12 protein-coding genes are annotated in these 16,658 nt (G+C 61.5%); all 12 read left to right on the forward strand.

Annotated elements, in window-relative coordinates; translation table 11 throughout:
* The first annotated feature begins 411 nt into the window (after nucleotides 1–411).
* Nucleotides 412–822, forward strand: coding sequence for a MarR family winged helix-turn-helix transcriptional regulator (locus AACY30_RS26695; protein ID WP_065872815.1), 411 nt, complete (start codon nucleotides 412–414; stop codon nucleotides 820–822).
* Nucleotides 819–2,897 (forward strand): FUSC family protein, encoded by a 2,079-nt coding sequence (locus AACY30_RS26700; protein WP_339469041.1) that lies wholly within the window; start codon nucleotides 819–821, stop codon nucleotides 2,895–2,897. The genes AACY30_RS26695 and AACY30_RS26700 overlap by 4 nt, the downstream gene beginning before the upstream one ends.
* On the forward strand, nucleotides 2,894–3,103 hold the full coding sequence (locus tag AACY30_RS26705) for a DUF1656 domain-containing protein (RefSeq protein ID WP_339469043.1): 210 nt from the start codon (nucleotides 2,894–2,896) through the stop codon (nucleotides 3,101–3,103). Before AACY30_RS26700 ends, AACY30_RS26705 begins: the two co-directional genes overlap by 4 nt.
* Nucleotides 3,100–3,990 (forward strand): efflux RND transporter periplasmic adaptor subunit, encoded by an 891-nt coding sequence (locus AACY30_RS26710; RefSeq protein WP_339469044.1) that lies wholly within the window; start codon nucleotides 3,100–3,102, stop codon nucleotides 3,988–3,990. Before AACY30_RS26705 ends, AACY30_RS26710 begins: the two co-directional genes overlap by 4 nt.
* Entirely contained in the window at nucleotides 3,987–5,429 is a 1,443-nt protein-coding gene (locus tag AACY30_RS26715) for an efflux transporter outer membrane subunit (protein ID WP_339469045.1), read from the forward strand. The genes AACY30_RS26710 and AACY30_RS26715 overlap by 4 nt, the downstream gene beginning before the upstream one ends.
* 81 nt (nucleotides 5,430–5,510) lie before the next feature.
* A complete protein-coding gene (locus tag AACY30_RS26720; RefSeq protein ID WP_339469047.1) occupies nucleotides 5,511–6,143 on the forward strand; it encodes an NADH:ubiquinone oxidoreductase subunit N in 633 nt (210 codons plus the stop codon).
* Between the two features lie 270 nt (nucleotides 6,144–6,413).
* Entirely contained in the window at nucleotides 6,414–7,910 is a 1,497-nt protein-coding gene (locus tag AACY30_RS26725; protein WP_339421188.1) for a YdgA family protein, read from the forward strand.
* Between the two features lie 316 nt (nucleotides 7,911–8,226).
* Entirely contained in the window at nucleotides 8,227–10,707 is a 2,481-nt protein-coding gene (pgaA, locus tag AACY30_RS26730) for a poly-beta-1,6 N-acetyl-D-glucosamine export porin PgaA (protein WP_339541405.1), read from the forward strand.
* Between the two features lie 12 nt (nucleotides 10,708–10,719).
* Nucleotides 10,720–12,723, forward strand: coding sequence for a poly-beta-1,6-N-acetyl-D-glucosamine N-deacetylase PgaB (gene pgaB / locus AACY30_RS26735; RefSeq protein WP_339541406.1), 2,004 nt, complete (start codon nucleotides 10,720–10,722; stop codon nucleotides 12,721–12,723).
* Nucleotides 12,724–12,725: 2 nt separating this feature from the next.
* Nucleotides 12,726–14,075: a poly-beta-1,6-N-acetyl-D-glucosamine synthase gene (gene pgaC, locus AACY30_RS26740; RefSeq protein WP_339541407.1), complete on the forward strand. Its 1,350-nt coding sequence runs from the start codon at nucleotides 12,726–12,728 to the stop codon at nucleotides 14,073–14,075.
* Entirely contained in the window at nucleotides 14,072–14,554 is a 483-nt protein-coding gene (gene pgaD, locus AACY30_RS26745; protein ID WP_339421182.1) for a poly-beta-1,6-N-acetyl-D-glucosamine biosynthesis protein PgaD, read from the forward strand. Before pgaC ends, pgaD begins: the two co-directional genes overlap by 4 nt.
* 367 nt (nucleotides 14,555–14,921) lie before the next feature.
* On the forward strand, nucleotides 14,922–16,646 hold the full coding sequence (locus AACY30_RS26750; protein WP_339469052.1) for a ShlB/FhaC/HecB family hemolysin secretion/activation protein: 1,725 nt from the start codon (nucleotides 14,922–14,924) through the stop codon (nucleotides 16,644–16,646).
* Nucleotides 16,647–16,658 lie beyond the last annotated feature (12 nt).

Below are 16,658 nucleotides of genomic sequence, written 5' to 3' on the forward strand. Positions count from 1 at the left end.
AGGTATCTACACATCTTTAGCCATCCCCCGGCGTAGCAGCTGTCGAGCCCCAGCGAGGCTGCGTCAGCGGTGTGTCAGACAAGCCGCAAACGCAGCCTCGCTGGGGCTCGACAGCTGCTACGCACTATCACAGTGAAAATGTGTAGATACTTATGCTGCGATAGCGGAGTGTCAGTCGACATCTACCTCGACTTGACCACCGCCATCGCAGGCAAGCCAGCTCCCACATGGGTTTGCAGCGATTCAAATGGCTCGTCCGCGCTCAGGCACGCTTTCTCCACCCACACCGCCCACCACCCACCACTAAATTGTTTCAAAACTTGACGCATATGGTCTCATCCGCCATATTGATAGTTAGCAAACTAACTGTATGCGAACTATCCAGTGCCTCAATCCCTCGAACAACTCCAGATGAACCTGAGCAGCAGCATGGTGGTGGGCGCCCGTCACTGGCGCAAAATCTGCCAGACCACGCTGGTGAGCTACGGCATTTCCGAAGCCTGCGCCGTGCCGCTCTTGATGATCGGCCGCTTGGGCGATGGCGTGCACCAGGTCAAAGTGGCCCAGGCCTCGGGCATGGAAAGCCCGTCGCTGGTGCGCCTGCTCGACCGGCTGTGCACCGACGGCTACGTGTGCCGCACAGAAGACGTCCACGACCGTCGCGCCAAGTCCTTGAGCCTCACCGAGCGCGGCCGTGAGCTGGTGCAAGCGGTGGAGGCGCAACTGGTGCGTCTGCGTAAGGACGTACTGGCGGATATCGCCCCCAACGATCTGGAAGCCGCGCTGCGTGTGTTGCGCGCCTTCGAGGCGGCGACGCTTTGAACGGATTTTTTACCGGTTTCCCGCCCGCCCGTGACTGGTTCTATGGGGTACGTACCTTCGCGGCGTCGATGATCGCGTTATATATCGCCATGCTTATGCAGATGCCGCGTCCGTATTGGGCGATGGCCACGGTGTATATCGTCTCAAGCCCGTTTGTCGGCCCTACCAGTTCCAAAGCACTGTACCGCGCCATCGGCACCTTCATGGGCGCAGCGGCGGCGGTGATTTTCGTGCCGATGTTCGTGCAGTCGCCTTACATGCTGGTGGTGGTGATTGCCTTGTGGACGGGCACTTTGCTGTTTCTGTCCATGCACCTGCGCACCGCCAACAACTACGCCTTGATGCTGGCCGGCTACACCTTGCCGCTGATCGCCTTGCCGGTTGTGGATAACCCCCTGGCTGTGTGGGATGTGGCCGAAGCGCGTACCGAAGAAATCTTCCTCGGCATCGTAGTCGCGGCGGTGGTGGGCGCGATGTTCTGGCCGCGCCGTCTCATGCCGGTGTTCGATGGCTCGGTGACCAAGTGGTTTGCCGACGCCCAGGTTTATAGCCAGCGCTTTCTGACCCGCAACGTTGAGCCTGAAGAAATCAGCACGTTGCGCGGCGGTATGGTCGCCACTTTCAACACCCTCGAACTGATGATCGGCCAGTTGCCCCACGAAGGCGCAAGGCCGCAGACGGTGCGTAATACCAAAGAGCTGCGCGGGCGCATGATTCACCTGCTGCCAGTGGTGGATGCACTCGACGATGCGCTGTATGCCATCGAGCATCGCGCGCCGGAGTTCCTGGATAAAATCACGCCGTTGCTGGAAGCGACCCGCCAGTGGCTGGAAAACACCCAGGACAGCGCGCCGATGGACAGCTGGCGCGCCCTGCGTGATCAGGTCGATGCCCTGCAACCCCACGGCAAAGCGCTGGACGATCGCCACACGCTGCTGTTCTCCAATGCGCTGTACCGTTTGGGTGAATGGATCGACCTGTGGCAAGACTGCCGTAGCCTGCAAGCCGCCATCCAATGTGAAAGCCAGGACAGTTGGCGCGCGGTCTACCGCCACTGGCGCCTGGGCCGGCTCACGCCGTTCCTCGACCGTGGCCTGATGTTCTACTCGGCGTTCTCCACCGTCACCGCGATCATCGTTGCTTCGGTGCTGTGGATTTTGCTGGGTTGGACCGACGGCGGCAGCGCAGTGATCCTGGCGGCTGTCGCCTGCAGCTTCTTTGCAACGATGGATGACCCCGCACCGCAGATCTACCGGTTCTTTTTCTGGACCGCCATGTCGGTGTTGTTCGCCAGCCTCTATCTGTTTTTGGTGCTGCCCAACCTGCATGACTTCCCGATGCTGGTGCTGGCGTTTGCCGTGCCGTTTATCTGCATCGGTACGCTCACCGTACAGCCGCGATTTTACCTGGGCATGCTGCTGACGCTGGTGAATACCTCGTCGTTTATCAGCATCCAGGGCGCCTATGACGCGGACTTCCTCAACTTCGCCAACGTCAACCTGGCTGGGCCGGTGGGCTTGCTGTTTGCCTTCGTGTGGACACTGATTGCACGGCCGTTCGGTGCTGAACTGGCGGCCAAGCGCCTGACGCGTTTCAGCTGGCGCGACATCGTCACGCTCACCGAGCCCGCGACCCTGGCCGAGCACCGGCACATGGCTGTGCAAATGCTCGACCGCCTGATGCAACACTTGCCGCGCCTGGCCCTGATTAACCAGGACACCGGCACCGCCTTGCGCGATTTGCGCGTGGCGCTGAACCTGCTCGACCTGCTGGCTTACTCACCGCGCATCCTCGGTGTGCCACGGGTGCTGCTCAATCAAGTGGTGGAAGGTGTGGGCGGTTACTTCAAGGCGTGCCTCAAGGCCGGTGAACGCTTGCCGGCGCCCAGCGGTCTGCTGATGACGCTGGACCGCACGCGTCGCGCCCTCAACGGCCAGGGTTTGCAAGACGAAGATGACACCCGCCTGCACCTGCTGCACGCGCTGGCCGGTTTGCGCCTGGCGCTGTTGCCGGGCGTGGAATTCATTGGCGGCGCCGAGCTGCAAGCGCCGTTGCCTGATGGAGCGCCTTTATGATCGGTGATCTGGATATCAGCGGGGTGTTCCTGCCCACGTTGCTGGTGCTGATGGGCTTTACTTATGTGTTGTTTCTGGTGGTGCACGGGTTGTTGACCCGCATCCACTTCTATCGCCTGGTCTGGCACCGGGCATTGTTCAACGTGGGACTCTACGCGCTGTTGCTGGGCGCGGTGGACTCACTCAGTCGATACCTGATGACATGAAAAAACCTTTTTTGACCATCGGCCGTGTCGTCCTGACGCTGTTGATCGTGACGTTTGCGGTCGTCGTTGTGTGGCGCATGGTCATGTACTACATGTTTGCCCCCTGGACCCGTGACGGCCACATCCGTGCCGACATTGTGCAGATCGCCCCGGACGTGTCCGGGCTGATCCAGCGCGTCGACGTGCGCGACAACCAGTTGGTAACCAAGGGCCAGGTGCTGTTCGCCGTCGATCAGGACCGTTTTAAGCTGGCCCTGCGCCAAGCCCAGGCCGCCGTGGCCGACCGCCAGGAAACCTTGGCCCAGGCCCAGCGCGAGTACAAGCGTAACCGCGGCCTCGGCAACCTGGTGCCCCGCGAGCAACTGGAAGAAAGCCAGTCGCGCGTGGCCCGGGCCCAGTCTGCCCTGGCTGAAGCCCAGGTGACGGTGGACTCTGCCCAGCTCAACCTTGACCGCTCGGTGATCCGCAGCCCCGTGGACGGTTACGTCAACGACCGTGCGCCGCGTACCCAGGAGTTCGTCACCGCCGGGCGCCCGGTACTGTCGGTGGTGGACAGCAATTCCTTCCATATCGATGGCTATTTCGAAGAAACCAAGCTCGACGGCATCCATGTCGGCATGAGCGTGGATATCCGCGTGGTTGGCGACAACGCTCGCCTGCGTGGCCATGTGCAAAGCATCGTCGCCGGTATCGAAGACCGCGACCGCAGCAGCGGCTCCAACCTGTTGCCCAACGTCAACCCGGCGTTCAGCTGGGTGCGCCTGGCCCAGCGGATTCCAGTGCGCATTGCGTTTGACGATGTGCCAGCGGACTTCCGCATGATCGCCGGGCGTACGGCGACTGTCTCGATCATCGGCGATAAGGTTAAAGACGGAGACAAACCATGAAGCAGCTGTTGGCGAGCGCCGCGCTGGGTTTGCTGCTGTCGGCCTGCCAAGTGGTGGGCCCGGATTACGCACTGCCGGATAAAGCCGCCGTCAACCGTGGCGATCTGCAAGGGCAAATCGCTGGGGAGGGCAACAATGTGGTGTCGGCGCCGGTGCCGGCCGACTGGTGGAAACTGTACAAAGACCCACGCCTGGATGAGCTGGTGCGCCAGGCGATGGCGTCGAACACCGACTTGCGCGTGGCGGCTGCGAACTTGCAGCGTGCGCGCTTTCAGACCCAGCAAGCGGAATCCGCAGGCGGCTGGAGCCTCGGCGCGAAGGCTGAAGCCCAGCGTCTGCAAGAGTCTGGCGAAGCGTTTTTGCTGACGGAAAAAGTCCCGGTGGGCAATATTGGCAGCGTTGGTATCACCACGTCCTACCAGTTCGATCTGTTCGGTACGCTGCAACGCGGCATCGAAAGTGCCCAGGCCAGTGCCGATGCGGCCCAGGCGGCTGCTGATATTGCGCGCATCACCCTGGTAGCCGATGTCGTGCGCTCCTATACCCAGGTCTGCGCCGCGAACGAAGAGCTGGCGATTGCCAATGAGTCCCTCGACCTGCAGGCCCAAAGCACTAAGCTCACCCAGCGTCTGCGTGACGCCGGACGTGGCGATGAAACCCAGGTGACGCGCTCGCAAACCCAATACAAATCCTTGCGCGCCGACATGCCGCGCTACCAAGCATTGCGCCAGGCCGGGCTGTTCCGCCTGTCGATGCTGTTGGCCAAGCCGGTGGAGCAACTGCCGGCGGGCACCGGCACTTGCGCCGAGCTGCCGCACATCGCCCAATTGCTGCCGGTTGGCGATGGCGCGGCGTTGCTCAAGCGCCGTCCCGATGTGCGTCAGGCCGAACGTCAACTGGCCGCCGCCACCGCGAGGATCGGCGTGGCGACGGGCGCGCTTTACCCGGATATCAGTATTGGCGCCACGGTGGGGACCGTTGGCCTGCTCGAAAACCTTGGCCAGCCTGCGACCAACCGTTGGGGCTTTGGCCCCATGATCAGTTGGACAGTGCCGACCAACGGCGCCCGCGCGCGCGTTCACGAAGCCGAAGCCGCCACCCAGGGCGCCCTGGCGCACTTTGACGGCGTGGTGCTCAATGCCATCCGCGAAACCCAGACCGGCCTGGCGCAGTACACTGCGCAACTGCAACGCCGCGATGCATTGGCAGAAGCCGGCGAATCGGCCAAGGAAGCAGCAGGGCAGACCCACCGCTTCTTCCAGGCCGGCCGCGCGTCGTTCCTGGCCGACCTGCAAGCCACCCGCACCTACACCGATGTGCGCGCGCAACTGGCGGCGGCCAACACCCAGGTTGCCATGAGCCAGATCGATTTGTTCCTGGCCCTGGGCGGCGGTTGGGAAAGCGGACGAACGCAAGCGTCACAACCCAGCAAACCCTGAGCGAATAGCTATGCTTTGACAGGCGGACCGCCGCGACGATCCGCCTGTCACTGCTCGCGTTTGCTCATGGGGATTCCAATAATGAAAAACCCTTATGCTCCCGCTTTCTGGTGCGTGTGTTTCGCACTGGTGTTGTTATCGGCGACCTATTTCTACGGCGTGATGCTCGCCCATCAGCTCGACAAGGCGATGGTGTTTCTCGACAGTGCCTGCCTGGTGATCGGCACCCTGTCCATTGGCGTAGTGGCGTGGGCCTCTTACCAGAATCAACGGGTGAAGAAAAAACTCCTCGAACAAGGCAAGACCCGCGTGGCGATCTGGGACACCAAGGTCGCCCTGCGCCGGGTCGAGACCGTGTTCGACCGCTATTTCTGGGGCAGCTATTGGCAGCCGGGGCGGACCTTCCAGGAAGTCATGGGTGACCTCACTGGCACGCCTCTGGAGAAAAGCCTCGAAGTCCTGAAAAAACAGTGCGTGGCACTTGATCAGCAGGTCGCTGACGGTAGGCACTGGCTGAACAACGCGCGGGAACTGTCCGACGTTGCCACGCAAATGGCCCGCGAGCGCTATCGGCTGGACTTCTGCGACCCCAAGTCGGACACCCCCGGCAATGCGGTCATACACCGCGAGTTTGAGGTGCTGGTGTACACCTGGACGGCGCGCTTGAAGAGCTTCGACCACCAACTCGATGAAATTGAGCTGGAGTACTCCTGACGTAGCAGTGGTCGAGTAGAACGAGGCCGCGTTCGAGGACGAAGTCCTCGTAAAGCCAGCACTTATGGTTTCTGATAAACCAGGTTGCCCGGTTTTACGACTGCTTCGCAGCCGAACGCGGCCTCGCTGCGCTCGACCGCTGCCTCGCTGCGCTCGACCGCTGCTACGGTGCCTATGCTAATCTTCCCCCGTTTTCGGCGGGCTTGAGCCAACCCCCTCAGGGTTCAAGGAAGACCGCCCACTTCTCACAGGATTTGATCAGGTCACTTCATGAATAAGCCAGCCGTTGTTCTTTTGGGTTTCGTTGTCGCCGTTGGCGTCGTCAGTGCAGGCGGTGCCTGGTACACCGGTAAGCAGCTGGAGCCCGTGCTGCAGACGGCGGTGCAGGACGCCAACAAGGAACTGCAACGTTCCATGGCCGGCGTCGACGGCACTGTTGCCCTGGAGCTGGTGTCCTTGGACCGTGGCCTGTTCAGCAGCACCGCGCACTATCGCCTCAAGGGCCAGGGCTCGTTCTTCGGAGAGCAGAATCCGAACCCCGAGCTGCTGATTGTCGACCATATCGAACACGGCCCGCTGCCGTTCTCGCGCCTGGTATCGCTGAAATGGCTACCGGTCATGGCTACCAGTCACTACGAGCTGGAAAAGAACGCCACCACTGAGAAATGGTTCGCCGCCGCCAAAGACGTGTCACCGCTCAAAGGCGTGGCCAATATCGGCTACAGCCGTTCGGTGAGCGGTAATCTCGAACTGCTGCCGCTGACGTTCAAGGACGAGACGGCTTCGGTGAACTTCTCTGGCCTCAACCTGGATTTCGACAGCACCGCCGAGGGTAAGAAGGTCAAGGTCGACGGCTACATGAACAGCCTCAAACTGGCTGTGGTCGATGCCAATGGCGCACCCTTCGACGCTGAATTCGCCGGCCTGACCGTGGCCAGCAACCTGGAGAAATCCACCTTCGGCTTCTACACCGGGCAGAACACGATAGAGCTGACCGACACCAAGCTCACCTTCGGCCCACAGAAAGCCGTAATGACCCTCAAGGGTTTCGAGCAGAAAGATACCAGCGAAGTCAAAGACAACAACATGGCCGGCCGCGTCGACTACAAGATCGACGAGATCGGCTATCAGGGCAAACCCGTGGGTTCCGCCGCCATGGCCCTGAGCGTGAAAAACATCGATGTGCCCTCTGGCCTGCTGCTGACCAAGCTGTATCAGGACAAGATGCAACCGGTGCAAGCCGCTGCTGCCGCCGGCCAACCGGTGCCGGAGCTGCAACTGACTGAGGCTGAGCAGGCCCTGGCTGAAGCCAACGTCGACCAGTTGCTGGCCGCCAAGCCACACGTGGCGCTGGAAAACCTGTCGCTGAAAACCACCCACGGTGAAAGCAAGTTCAACCTGGTGCTGGACCTGGCCAAGCCGACCTCCATGGAATTGCCGCCGGTTGAGTTGGGCAAGCAAATGGTCGCGCTGCTGGACGCCAACCTGACCCTGTCCAAGCCAATGATCGCCGACGTTGCCGCCCTGCAAGCGCAGCTTGGTGGTGTGACCGATCCTAAAGCCATCGAGCAGCAATCCCAGATGGCCAGCGAAATGGTCAGCGGCATGGCCGTTGGCACACAACTGGCGACCCTGGTGGGCAGCGACGTGGTGTCCAAGCTGCATTACGCCAACAATGAAGTGACCTTCAACGGCCAGAAGATGACCGTCGAGCAGTTCATTGGCTTTGTGATGTCCAAGGTTGGCTCAGTGAGCGGCGCCCGATAAGCCTCGGGGCCGCGCAAAGCGGCCCGATTGAAATGCAATCAAACTGTGGGAGCGGGCTTGCTCGCGAAGGCGGTGTACCAGTCACTCTAGATGTTGACTGACACATCGCCTTCGCGAGCAAGCCCGCTCCCACATTTGGTTTGTGGCACTGGTCAGGCAATTCTGAACAATTGTTCTGAATCTCCCTCCCCCTTTCTCCGCTAAGGGATAGTTCATACAGGAAAGCTAGGTCGGGTCACGAGACGCCGACACCCTGATGCAAATCGCTCAGGACCACCTATCGCTACAGCTTTCCGTGTGTAAGGAAGCTCACGATATGCTGCGAAACCTCCCACTCAGTGCCTCAGGCCGGTTACGGCTGCTCATCGGGGTAACCTTGTGCAGCCAGTTGCTGATGCCCACCTTTGCCATGGCCGACCCGGCCTACGACGCCCTGATCATCCAGGCGCGCAACGGCAACTTCACACCCGCCCTGACTCAACTGCGCCAATTGCCGGCCGAGCGCCAGACGCCAGGCCAGATCAGCGACCACTTGGTGATCGCTGGCTGGGCCGGACAGGGTGCCGAAGTGCTGAAGGTGTACGAGGCACAGGGTCAGCATCGCAACTTGACCGCCCAGGCGCTGGCCACGGTTGCGCGAACCTATCGCAACCAGAAGCAGTGGGCGCAGGCCGAGGCGGTCTATCGCAAAGCGCTGTTGCGTGAACCGAACAATGTCGACCTGCAACTGGGCCTGGCCCTTACCCAGGCCGACGGCGGCAAAGTCAGCGAAGCGGTGCAACGCACACGCGCTCTGGTGGCGGCCAAGCCGGATGATCCCAATCGGCGCATGGCCCTGGGCTACGCACTGACTCGTGCGGGTTCGAACTACGACGCCCTGTTTGAATTCGACCAGGCTTTTATCCGCGCCGGCGACAAGCCCGAAGTCGCCCGCGAATACCTCGTTGCCCTGCAAAAGGCCCGTCTGCCGGAAGCCGCCTTGCGCTTGTCGGCCCAGCGCCCGGGGCTGGTCGACCCTGTGACCCAGCGTCGCCTCGAAGGCGACCTGGCCGCCGAGCGCGTACGCATGGCCGAGTTCGCCACGCGTACCGAGAAAGAACGCTTTGTGATCGCCGACCGCGCGCTCGCGGACTACGACAGACTGCTCGCCCGCTGGGCCCCCGACGCCAGCGCCCAGGGCGACGTGATGATTTGGCGCATCGACCGCCTTGGCGCGCTCAAGGCCCGGGCGCGCACCGCCGAGGTCATTCGCGAGTACGAAGCCCTCAAGGCTGAAGGCGTGCAATTGCCGACCTACGCCTTGCGCTGGGTCGCTGCCGCCTACCTCGACCAGCGCCTGCCGGAAAAGGCCGCCCCGCTGTATCGCCAGGCGGTGACCGCTGCGGATGCCGACCCAGGCGATCATGTCAAAGACAGTTCCGCCCTGTTCTACGCCTTGCTGGAAAACGACCAGGTGGCAGAGGCGCGCGCGGTCGCCGACAACCTGGCGCGCAGCGAGAAACCGCGGCTTGAACTCAAGGGGCTGCCCTTGGGCGACCCTAACGACGAGTGGGCGGACGCGCAACAATTGGCGGCCCAGGCCGGTACCTATGGCGATGACCTGCAGACCAGCGAAGAACGCCTGGACGCCTTGGGCAATAAAGCCCCGGGCAACATCGGCGTGCGTTTGGCGCAGGCCGAGATGTACCGTGCCCGCGAATGGCCAAGACGCGCCGAAGCGTCACTCAAGGAAACCGAAAACCAGAGCCCGCGCGACATCGGCGTGGAAATGTCCCAGGGCTTCACCGCGCTGGACCTGCAGGAGTGGCGCCAGCTCGACCTGCTTGCCGATGACGTGGTCGCCCGCGCCCCGGAAAACCGCCAGGTCCAGCGCCTCGATCGCCTGCGCAAAGTGCACGACATGGCCGAACTCCGCGTCGAGGCCTACACGGGTAAAAGCTACGGTGGTAGCAATAACGCAGACGCCGGCGCGATCAGGGGCAGCCGCGACTGGGGCATTGAGACCGTGATCTACACGCCGCCCATCGACGAAGACTGGCGCCTGTTCACCGGTGCCGGCTACGGCACCGCCGACTTTACCGAAGGCAGCGGCCATCACCGTTGGCAGCGCGTGGGCGTGGAGCGGCGTACCCGTGACATGACCCTCGAAGCCGAAGTCTCCAACCACGCCTACGGCTTTGGCTCCAAGCAAGGCGCGCGCGTAGCGGTTGCCCGCGACATCAATGACCATTGGCAATACGGCGGCAGCCTCGACTACCTCACGGCGACCACGCCGTTGCGGGCGCTCAATACCGATATTACGGCCAATGGCGGCAGCGGTTTCATCCGCTGGCGCGCGAATGAAAGCCGCGAATGGAAACTGACCGTCAGCCCGTCGCATTTCAGCGATGGCAACGATCGCCTCGAAGCCTTGCTCGCCGGCCGCGAAGGCATCTACAGCTCGCCCAAGGTGCAAGTGGAGTTAGGCCTGGAAGTCAGTGCCAGCCGCAACAGCAAGGAAGACACGCTGTACTTCAACCCGAAGTCGGACTTCGGCGTGATGCCCACCGTCAACGTCAACCATGTGCTTTATCACCGTTACGAGACCCAGTGGAGTCAGCAGTTCCAGGTCGGCGCGGGCACTTATCGCCAGCAGGATTACTCCAGCGGCGGTGTCGGCTTGATCGGTTACGGCCAGCGCATTCGCTGGAACGACGTCCTGGAAGCCGGCGCCAACCTGAGCCTGGTCAGCCGAACGTATGACGGTGATCGCGAACGCGATCTGCGCCTGCTCGTCGACCTCACTTACCGTTTTTAAAAGAGCCTGATCATGACCCTCCTCAGCCGTTATCTGCTGGTCCTGGGCGTATTGCTGGCCAGCGCCTGCGCCCAGCAACCCGCGCCATTCACGCCACCCGCCGAGCGCCCGACACAGGCCAACGAAGCGCCGTGGCCGAAAAACCATTTCCTGGGCATTGCCTACCACGACGTCAATGACACCGATCCCGATCAGGCGGTGGTGGCGGTGCGCACCGAGCGTTTGATCGATCAGTTGGCCTGGCTGCGCGAGAACGGCTACCAGGCGGTCAGCGTGGACCAGATCCTCGCCGCTCGCCGGGGTGGGCCGGCCTTGCCGCCCAAGGCCGTCATGCTCAGCTTCGACGACGGTTATTCCAGCTTCTACACCCGCGTGATGCCGATTCTGCGTGCCTATAACTGGCCAGCAGTGCTCGCGCCGGTCGGCTCCTGGATCGATACGCCGCTGAACCAGCCGGTGGACTTCGCCGGTCTGCCACGGCCACGCGGCGAGTTCCTGACCTGGCAGCAGATCCGTGAAGTGTCGCGCTCCGGCCTGGTGGAAATCGCCGCCCACACCGACGCCAATCACAAGGGCATTCTGGCTAACCCCCAGGGCAACCTGGAACCGGCCGCCACCACGCGGCGCTTCGATCCGGCGACCAATCGCTATGAAACCGAGGCACAGTTCCAGGCGCGGATGCGGGCTGACGTGGTCGCGATCTCGAACAAGATTCGCGCCGTTACCGGCAAGGCGCCTCGGGTGTGGGTATGGCCCTATGGCGCCGCCGACGGCACCACGCTCGCGGTTGTGGACGAGCAGGGTTACAAGATGGCGCTCACGCTGGACGACGGCCTCGACGACTCGAACAAATTGATGAGCAGCCCGCGCTTTCTGGTTGCCTCCGATCCGGACGGCGAGCACTTCGCCAGCAGCATCGTTTCGGTGCAGGCCAAGGCGCCGATGCGCGTCGTGCATGTGGACCTGGACCACGTCTACGACCCCGACCCGGCGCAACAGGCGCGTAACCTCGATGTACTGGTACAGCGTGTAGTGGACATGGGCTCGCCGACAGTATTCCTGCAAGCTTACGCCGACCCCACGGGTGACGGCCTGGTGCGTTCGCTGTACTTCCCCAACCGCCATCTGCCGATGCGCGCCGACCTGTTCAACCGGGTCGCCTGGCAGTTGCATACCCGGGCTCGTGCCAGCGTTTTTGCGTGGATGCCGGTACTGAGTTTCGACCTCGATTCCAAGTTGCCTCGCGTGACACGTTGGGACCCGCAAACCGGCAAGGTGGGCACCGATCCGGATGATTACAAGCGCCTGTCGCCGTTCGATCCAAAAGTGCGGCAGATGATCGGCGAGATCTACCAGGACCTGGCGAGCTCCGGTAACAGTGGTATCGACGGCGTGCTGTACCACGACGATGCCAAGCTGAGCGACTTTGAAGACGCCAGCCCCGCAGCACTCAAGGCCTACGCCGCCCAGGGCCTGCCGGACAACATCGCCGCCCTGCGTGCCGACCCTGTCGTGATGCAGCGCTGGACCCGCTTCAAGAGCCGCTACCTGATCGACTTCACCAACGAGTTGACCGCCAAGTTCCGCGCCATCCGTGGCCCGCAGATACTGACGGCGCGCAATATCTTCGCCGAGCCGATGCTCAACCCCGGCAGCGAAGCCTGGTTCGCGCAGAACCTTGACGATTTCCTCCAGACCTACGACTGGACCGCGCCAATGGCCATGCCGCTGATGGAAGGCCAGGCATTGAATAACGCCGACGCCTGGCTGGAAAAACTGGTGGCCACGGTCAAGCGGCGCCCCGGCGCGCTGGAGCGCACCGTGTTCGAGCTGCAAGCCAAAGACTGGCGCACCGAGGCCGCGCCGGATATCAGCGGTGAGCAGCTGGCGCACTGGATGAGCGTGCTCAAGCGCCAGGGTGTCACGAGTTTCGGTTACTACCCGGACAACTTCCTGGAAAACTCCCCGGACCTGAAGACTGTGCGTCCGGCCCTTTCCAACCAATGGAACCCTTGACCATGTTCGACAGAATCCTGGCTTTATTCGTGCTGGCATTGGTATTGGGTGTGCCCCTGGGCTTGATCTTCCTGGTCACCGGGCAGTTCCTGATGGACTTTGTGTTTTTCTACCCGCTGTTCATGTCGGCATTGTGGATTGCAGGCGGTTTGTATTTCTGGCTGCACTGGGAGCGCCACTGGCCCTGGAAAGAGGACACGCCGGCGCCGACACTGGCTGGCAACCCGCTGATCTCGATCATCATCCCTTGCTACAACGAAGGGGAGAACGTCGCCGACACCATGGAGGCCGCGCTGGCCCAGGTGTACCCGAACATTGAAGTGATCGCCGTCAACGACGGTTCCTCGGATAACACCGCAGCCGTACTGGATGCCCTGGCCTTGCATCATCCACGCTTGCGCGTGCTGCACCTGGCGCAGAACCAGGGCAAGGCGGTGGCCTTGCGCATGGGCGCCGTTGCCGCGCGCAGCGAATACCTGGTGTGCATTGACGGCGATGCGCTGTTGGATAAAAACGCGGCTGCCTATTTGGTCGCGCCGATGCTCGACAACCCGCGCCTGGGCGCCGTGACCGGCAACCCACGCATCCGCACACGTTCAACCCTGATCGGCCGGGTGCAGGTCGGCGAGTTCTCTTCGATCATCGGCTTGATCAAGCGCACGCAACGGGTAATCGGTCGAATCTTCACGGTGTCCGGTGTAGTGGTGGCGTTCCGTAAAAAGGCGCTGGACCGCATCGACTACTGGAGCAACGACATGATCACCGAAGACATCGATGTCAGTTGGAAGCTGCAACTCGATCACTGGAGCATCTTCTACGAGCCCCGTGCCCTGTGCTGGATCCTCATGCCCGAAACCGTCGGCGGCCTGTGGAAACAGCGCCTGCGCTGGGCCCAGGGCGGCGCCGAAGTGCTGTTCAAGAACATCCGCGGCATTTGGCAATGGCGTCATCGCTACCTGTGGCCACTGCTGTTCGAATACTGCTTGTCCACCGGCTGGGCCTTCACCTTTTTGCTGTCGGTCATCTTCTGGGGCGTGGGCAAATTCATCCCGCTGCCACAAGCGATTACTGTCGAGTCGTTGATGCCGCCGGCGTTTACCGGGTTGGTGTTGGCGATGGTGTGCCTGTTGCAGTTTGCGGTGAGCATCCTGATTGACCGCCGCTACGAGAAAGACCTGTGGAAAACCCTGTTCTGGACGGTGTGGTACCCGATGGTGTTCTGGCTGGTCAGCCTGTTTACCACCCTGGTCAGTTTTCCAAAAGTGCTGTTCAACCAGCACCAGAAGCGTGCGCGCTGGGTCAGCCCGGACCGTGGTATCAAACCGCTCGAAAATGAGGAGGCGTCATCATGAAACTGGTCAGAACCCGCCAACGTTCCGTGATGTGGGTCATCGATGCGCTGTTGACCCTGATGGCCTGGGCCGGCTTGATCTGGTTGTTGGCACGTGGGATTACCTCGATGCTCGATACCCATGGCGGTCCTCGATTCGAGGCGCCGATATTTGCCGCGCTCAATACCCTGCAAATCTACCTGTGGATCGCCCTGCTCAACGCCGTCATCCTGATCAGTTGGGCGCGCCACCAACAACGCCGAGGTCGCAAGTTTGCCCAGCGCCGGGCCGAGGCCAAGGCGCTTACTGACAAAAACCTGAGCGAGAGCTTCAGTCTCGGCGAAGGTGACCTTGAGCAGCTGCGTCGGCCTGGGGTGTTGGTGATCCATAACGACGAGGAAGGCGGTGTCGCGCAGGTGAAATCCCATGTCTCCCGTGAGGTAGAAAAACCGGGGTTGATCCTGGTGCCAGGCAAGGATCAGAACAAAGGCGCCAGCTAAGAAGAACGCTGGAAAATCGTTCCCATGCAACGTGGGAACGATGTTGGTAAATACCGATAAGTGGGATCCAATTCACAAAACCTCCGAGAACTTTTCTGCCTTTTTCGGTACTAACTTATCTCGGTAAGAACTTGATGGCCAACTAGTGGCAACTATTAAGTTCTCCGACGAAATCGTCATCAATACAGCTGCCGCTTGTCGGAATATAACTTCCAGCAATAAGCCGTATGCCTGTTTGATAATTTTTAATTGTTAATAATCAACAGGTTGCGCGAGCATCTTGCACGCTTATTCAACGTGCTCGGTTCTTTAAGTGAGCGGAAATTCGATGTTAGTTTGCCGCCCTTTGATTTTCGACGGATTGAACATGTCTTTGTTATTACCACGGACTCGGTATCTGCTATGCACTTTCATGCTCGCTTATCTGAGCCTGAACAGCGCCACAGCCGCCCCTACGCCAGGGGATCAGGACCTGATTCGCGACCGCCAGAACCGCCTCTTGGAAGAGCAGCGTCGGCGCCTGGATGAACTCCAGGACTTGCCCGGCAAAGGCGATCAGTCCCAGGCCCCGGCCACACCCGCCGACACCCGTTGCTTCCCGATCAAAGACATCGAACTCAAGGGCGCCGACAGCCTCTCCGTCGGCGACCGCACCCTCCTGCTCAAACCTTATATCGGCCAGTGCCTGGGCGTTCCACAGCTCAATGAGCTGCTCAAGGTCATCACCGACTATTACATCGCCAAAGGCCATGTCACCAGTCGTGCCTATTTGCCGCAGCAGGACCTTTCCAGCGGTCACCTGCAGGTGCTGGTGGTGGAAGGCAAGCTCGAAGGCTTGAAGGGCGCGCAAGGCAGCAACCTGACCGACCGCGAGCTGGCCATGGCGTTTCCCGGCAACATCGGCGGAGCCCTCAACCTGCGGGAAATCGAGCAACTGGTCGACCAGCTCAGCCGTTTGCCCTCCAAGCAGGCGCAAATGGAGCTGACCCCTGGCAGCCAGATCGGCGGCAGTGAAGTACGGGTCAAGAACGTCCCGCAAAAGCCCTGGCGCGCCAGCCTGTCGCGCAACAACGACGGCCAGAAGAGCACCGGCGAACAACAATGGGGCGCCGGCCTGGAATGGGACAGCCCACTGGGCCTGGCCGATCAGCTGATTTTGCGCGGTGGCCACGACGCCATCAGCGACCATCAGAAAACCTCCAACAGCAGCATGTTCTATTACAACGTGCCGTGGGGCTGGTGGAATTTCAGTTACACCTACAGCGAGAGCGAATACCGCACCTTCCTCATGCTGGACGATTTGAAGGTCAAGCAGAACGGCGACAGCCAGAACCATCAACTGCGTGCCGAGCGGGTGATCCATCGTGACGAGGTGAGCAAGACGTCGGTCAACGTCGGCCTGACTCACCTGCGCACCAACAACTACCTGCTCGATTCGCGGCTGGCGACCAGCAGCAACCGCCTCAGCGAATTTCAGGTCGGCATCACCCACGGTCGACGCATCGGCAATGCCTTCGTCAACCTGGACGTGGGCATGCAAAACGGCATTGGCGCCTTTGACGCGCAAAGCGACCAGCAGGGGCGCGATGCCAACGGCAACCTCACGGCGACCCCGCGCTATCGCAAATACACCGCCACGATGAGCTACCTGCAGCCCTTTACTTTGTGGGGCGAGTCGCTGAGTTTTTCCAGCCTCGCCACCGGGCAGCGCAGTGAAGACGTGCTGTACCCGGCGCAACGCATGAGCCTGGGTGGTTCTTACTCGGTGCGCGGCTTCAAGGACCAGCAACTGAACGGCGACAGCGGTGGTTACTGGCGCAACGAAGTGCGCTGGGCGCGCCCGGTCACCCTCGACTGGATGCGCCCGGCCTTCGCCGAATACGGCGCCAGCGTCGGTTATGACCAGGGCGTAATCAGCAACGATCGCTACAACGACGACGAGCATGGTCGCGTCTCGAGTAACTCTTTGGAGTTGTTCGCGCGCGGTAAAAACGTCAGCGCCAGCGTGACCGTTGCCCATTCCCTGGAGCGACCTGGCGTGGTGACCGAGCGCGAAGCGCCGATCTATTTCCGCCTGGATTTCTTCCTGTAATCAACACCGCTG

The sequence above is a fragment of the Pseudomonas sp. RA_5y_Pfl1_P24 genome (assembly GCF_963970945.1).
In the GTDB taxonomy this organism is placed as follows: Bacteria; Pseudomonadota; Gammaproteobacteria; order Pseudomonadales; family Pseudomonadaceae; genus Aquipseudomonas; species Aquipseudomonas tritici.

Bases quoted from the DNA above. Each gene is read 5' to 3' on its own strand.
- AACY30_RS26695 (WP_065872815.1), top strand. From the start codon at position 412: ATGAACCTGAGCAGCAGCATGGTGGTGGGCGCCCGTCACTGGCGCAAA.
- AACY30_RS26705 (WP_339469043.1), top strand. From the start codon at position 2,894: ATGATCGGTGATCTGGATATCAGCGGGGTGTTCCTGCCCACGTTGCTG.
- AACY30_RS26710 (WP_339469044.1), top strand. From the start codon at position 3,100: ATGAAAAAACCTTTTTTGACCATCGGCCGTGTCGTCCTGACGCTGTTG.
- AACY30_RS26715 (WP_339469045.1), top strand. From the start codon at position 3,987: ATGAAGCAGCTGTTGGCGAGCGCCGCGCTGGGTTTGCTGCTGTCGGCC.
- AACY30_RS26720 (WP_339469047.1), top strand. From the start codon at position 5,511: ATGAAAAACCCTTATGCTCCCGCTTTCTGGTGCGTGTGTTTCGCACTG.
- AACY30_RS26725 (WP_339421188.1), top strand. From the start codon at position 6,414: ATGAATAAGCCAGCCGTTGTTCTTTTGGGTTTCGTTGTCGCCGTTGGC.
- pgaA (WP_339541405.1), top strand. From the start codon at position 8,227: ATGCTGCGAAACCTCCCACTCAGTGCCTCAGGCCGGTTACGGCTGCTC.
- pgaB (WP_339541406.1), top strand. From the start codon at position 10,720: ATGACCCTCCTCAGCCGTTATCTGCTGGTCCTGGGCGTATTGCTGGCC.
- pgaC (WP_339541407.1), top strand. From the start codon at position 12,726: ATGTTCGACAGAATCCTGGCTTTATTCGTGCTGGCATTGGTATTGGGT.
- pgaD (WP_339421182.1), top strand. From the start codon at position 14,072: ATGAAACTGGTCAGAACCCGCCAACGTTCCGTGATGTGGGTCATCGAT.
- AACY30_RS26750 (WP_339469052.1), top strand. From the start codon at position 14,922: ATGTCTTTGTTATTACCACGGACTCGGTATCTGCTATGCACTTTCATG.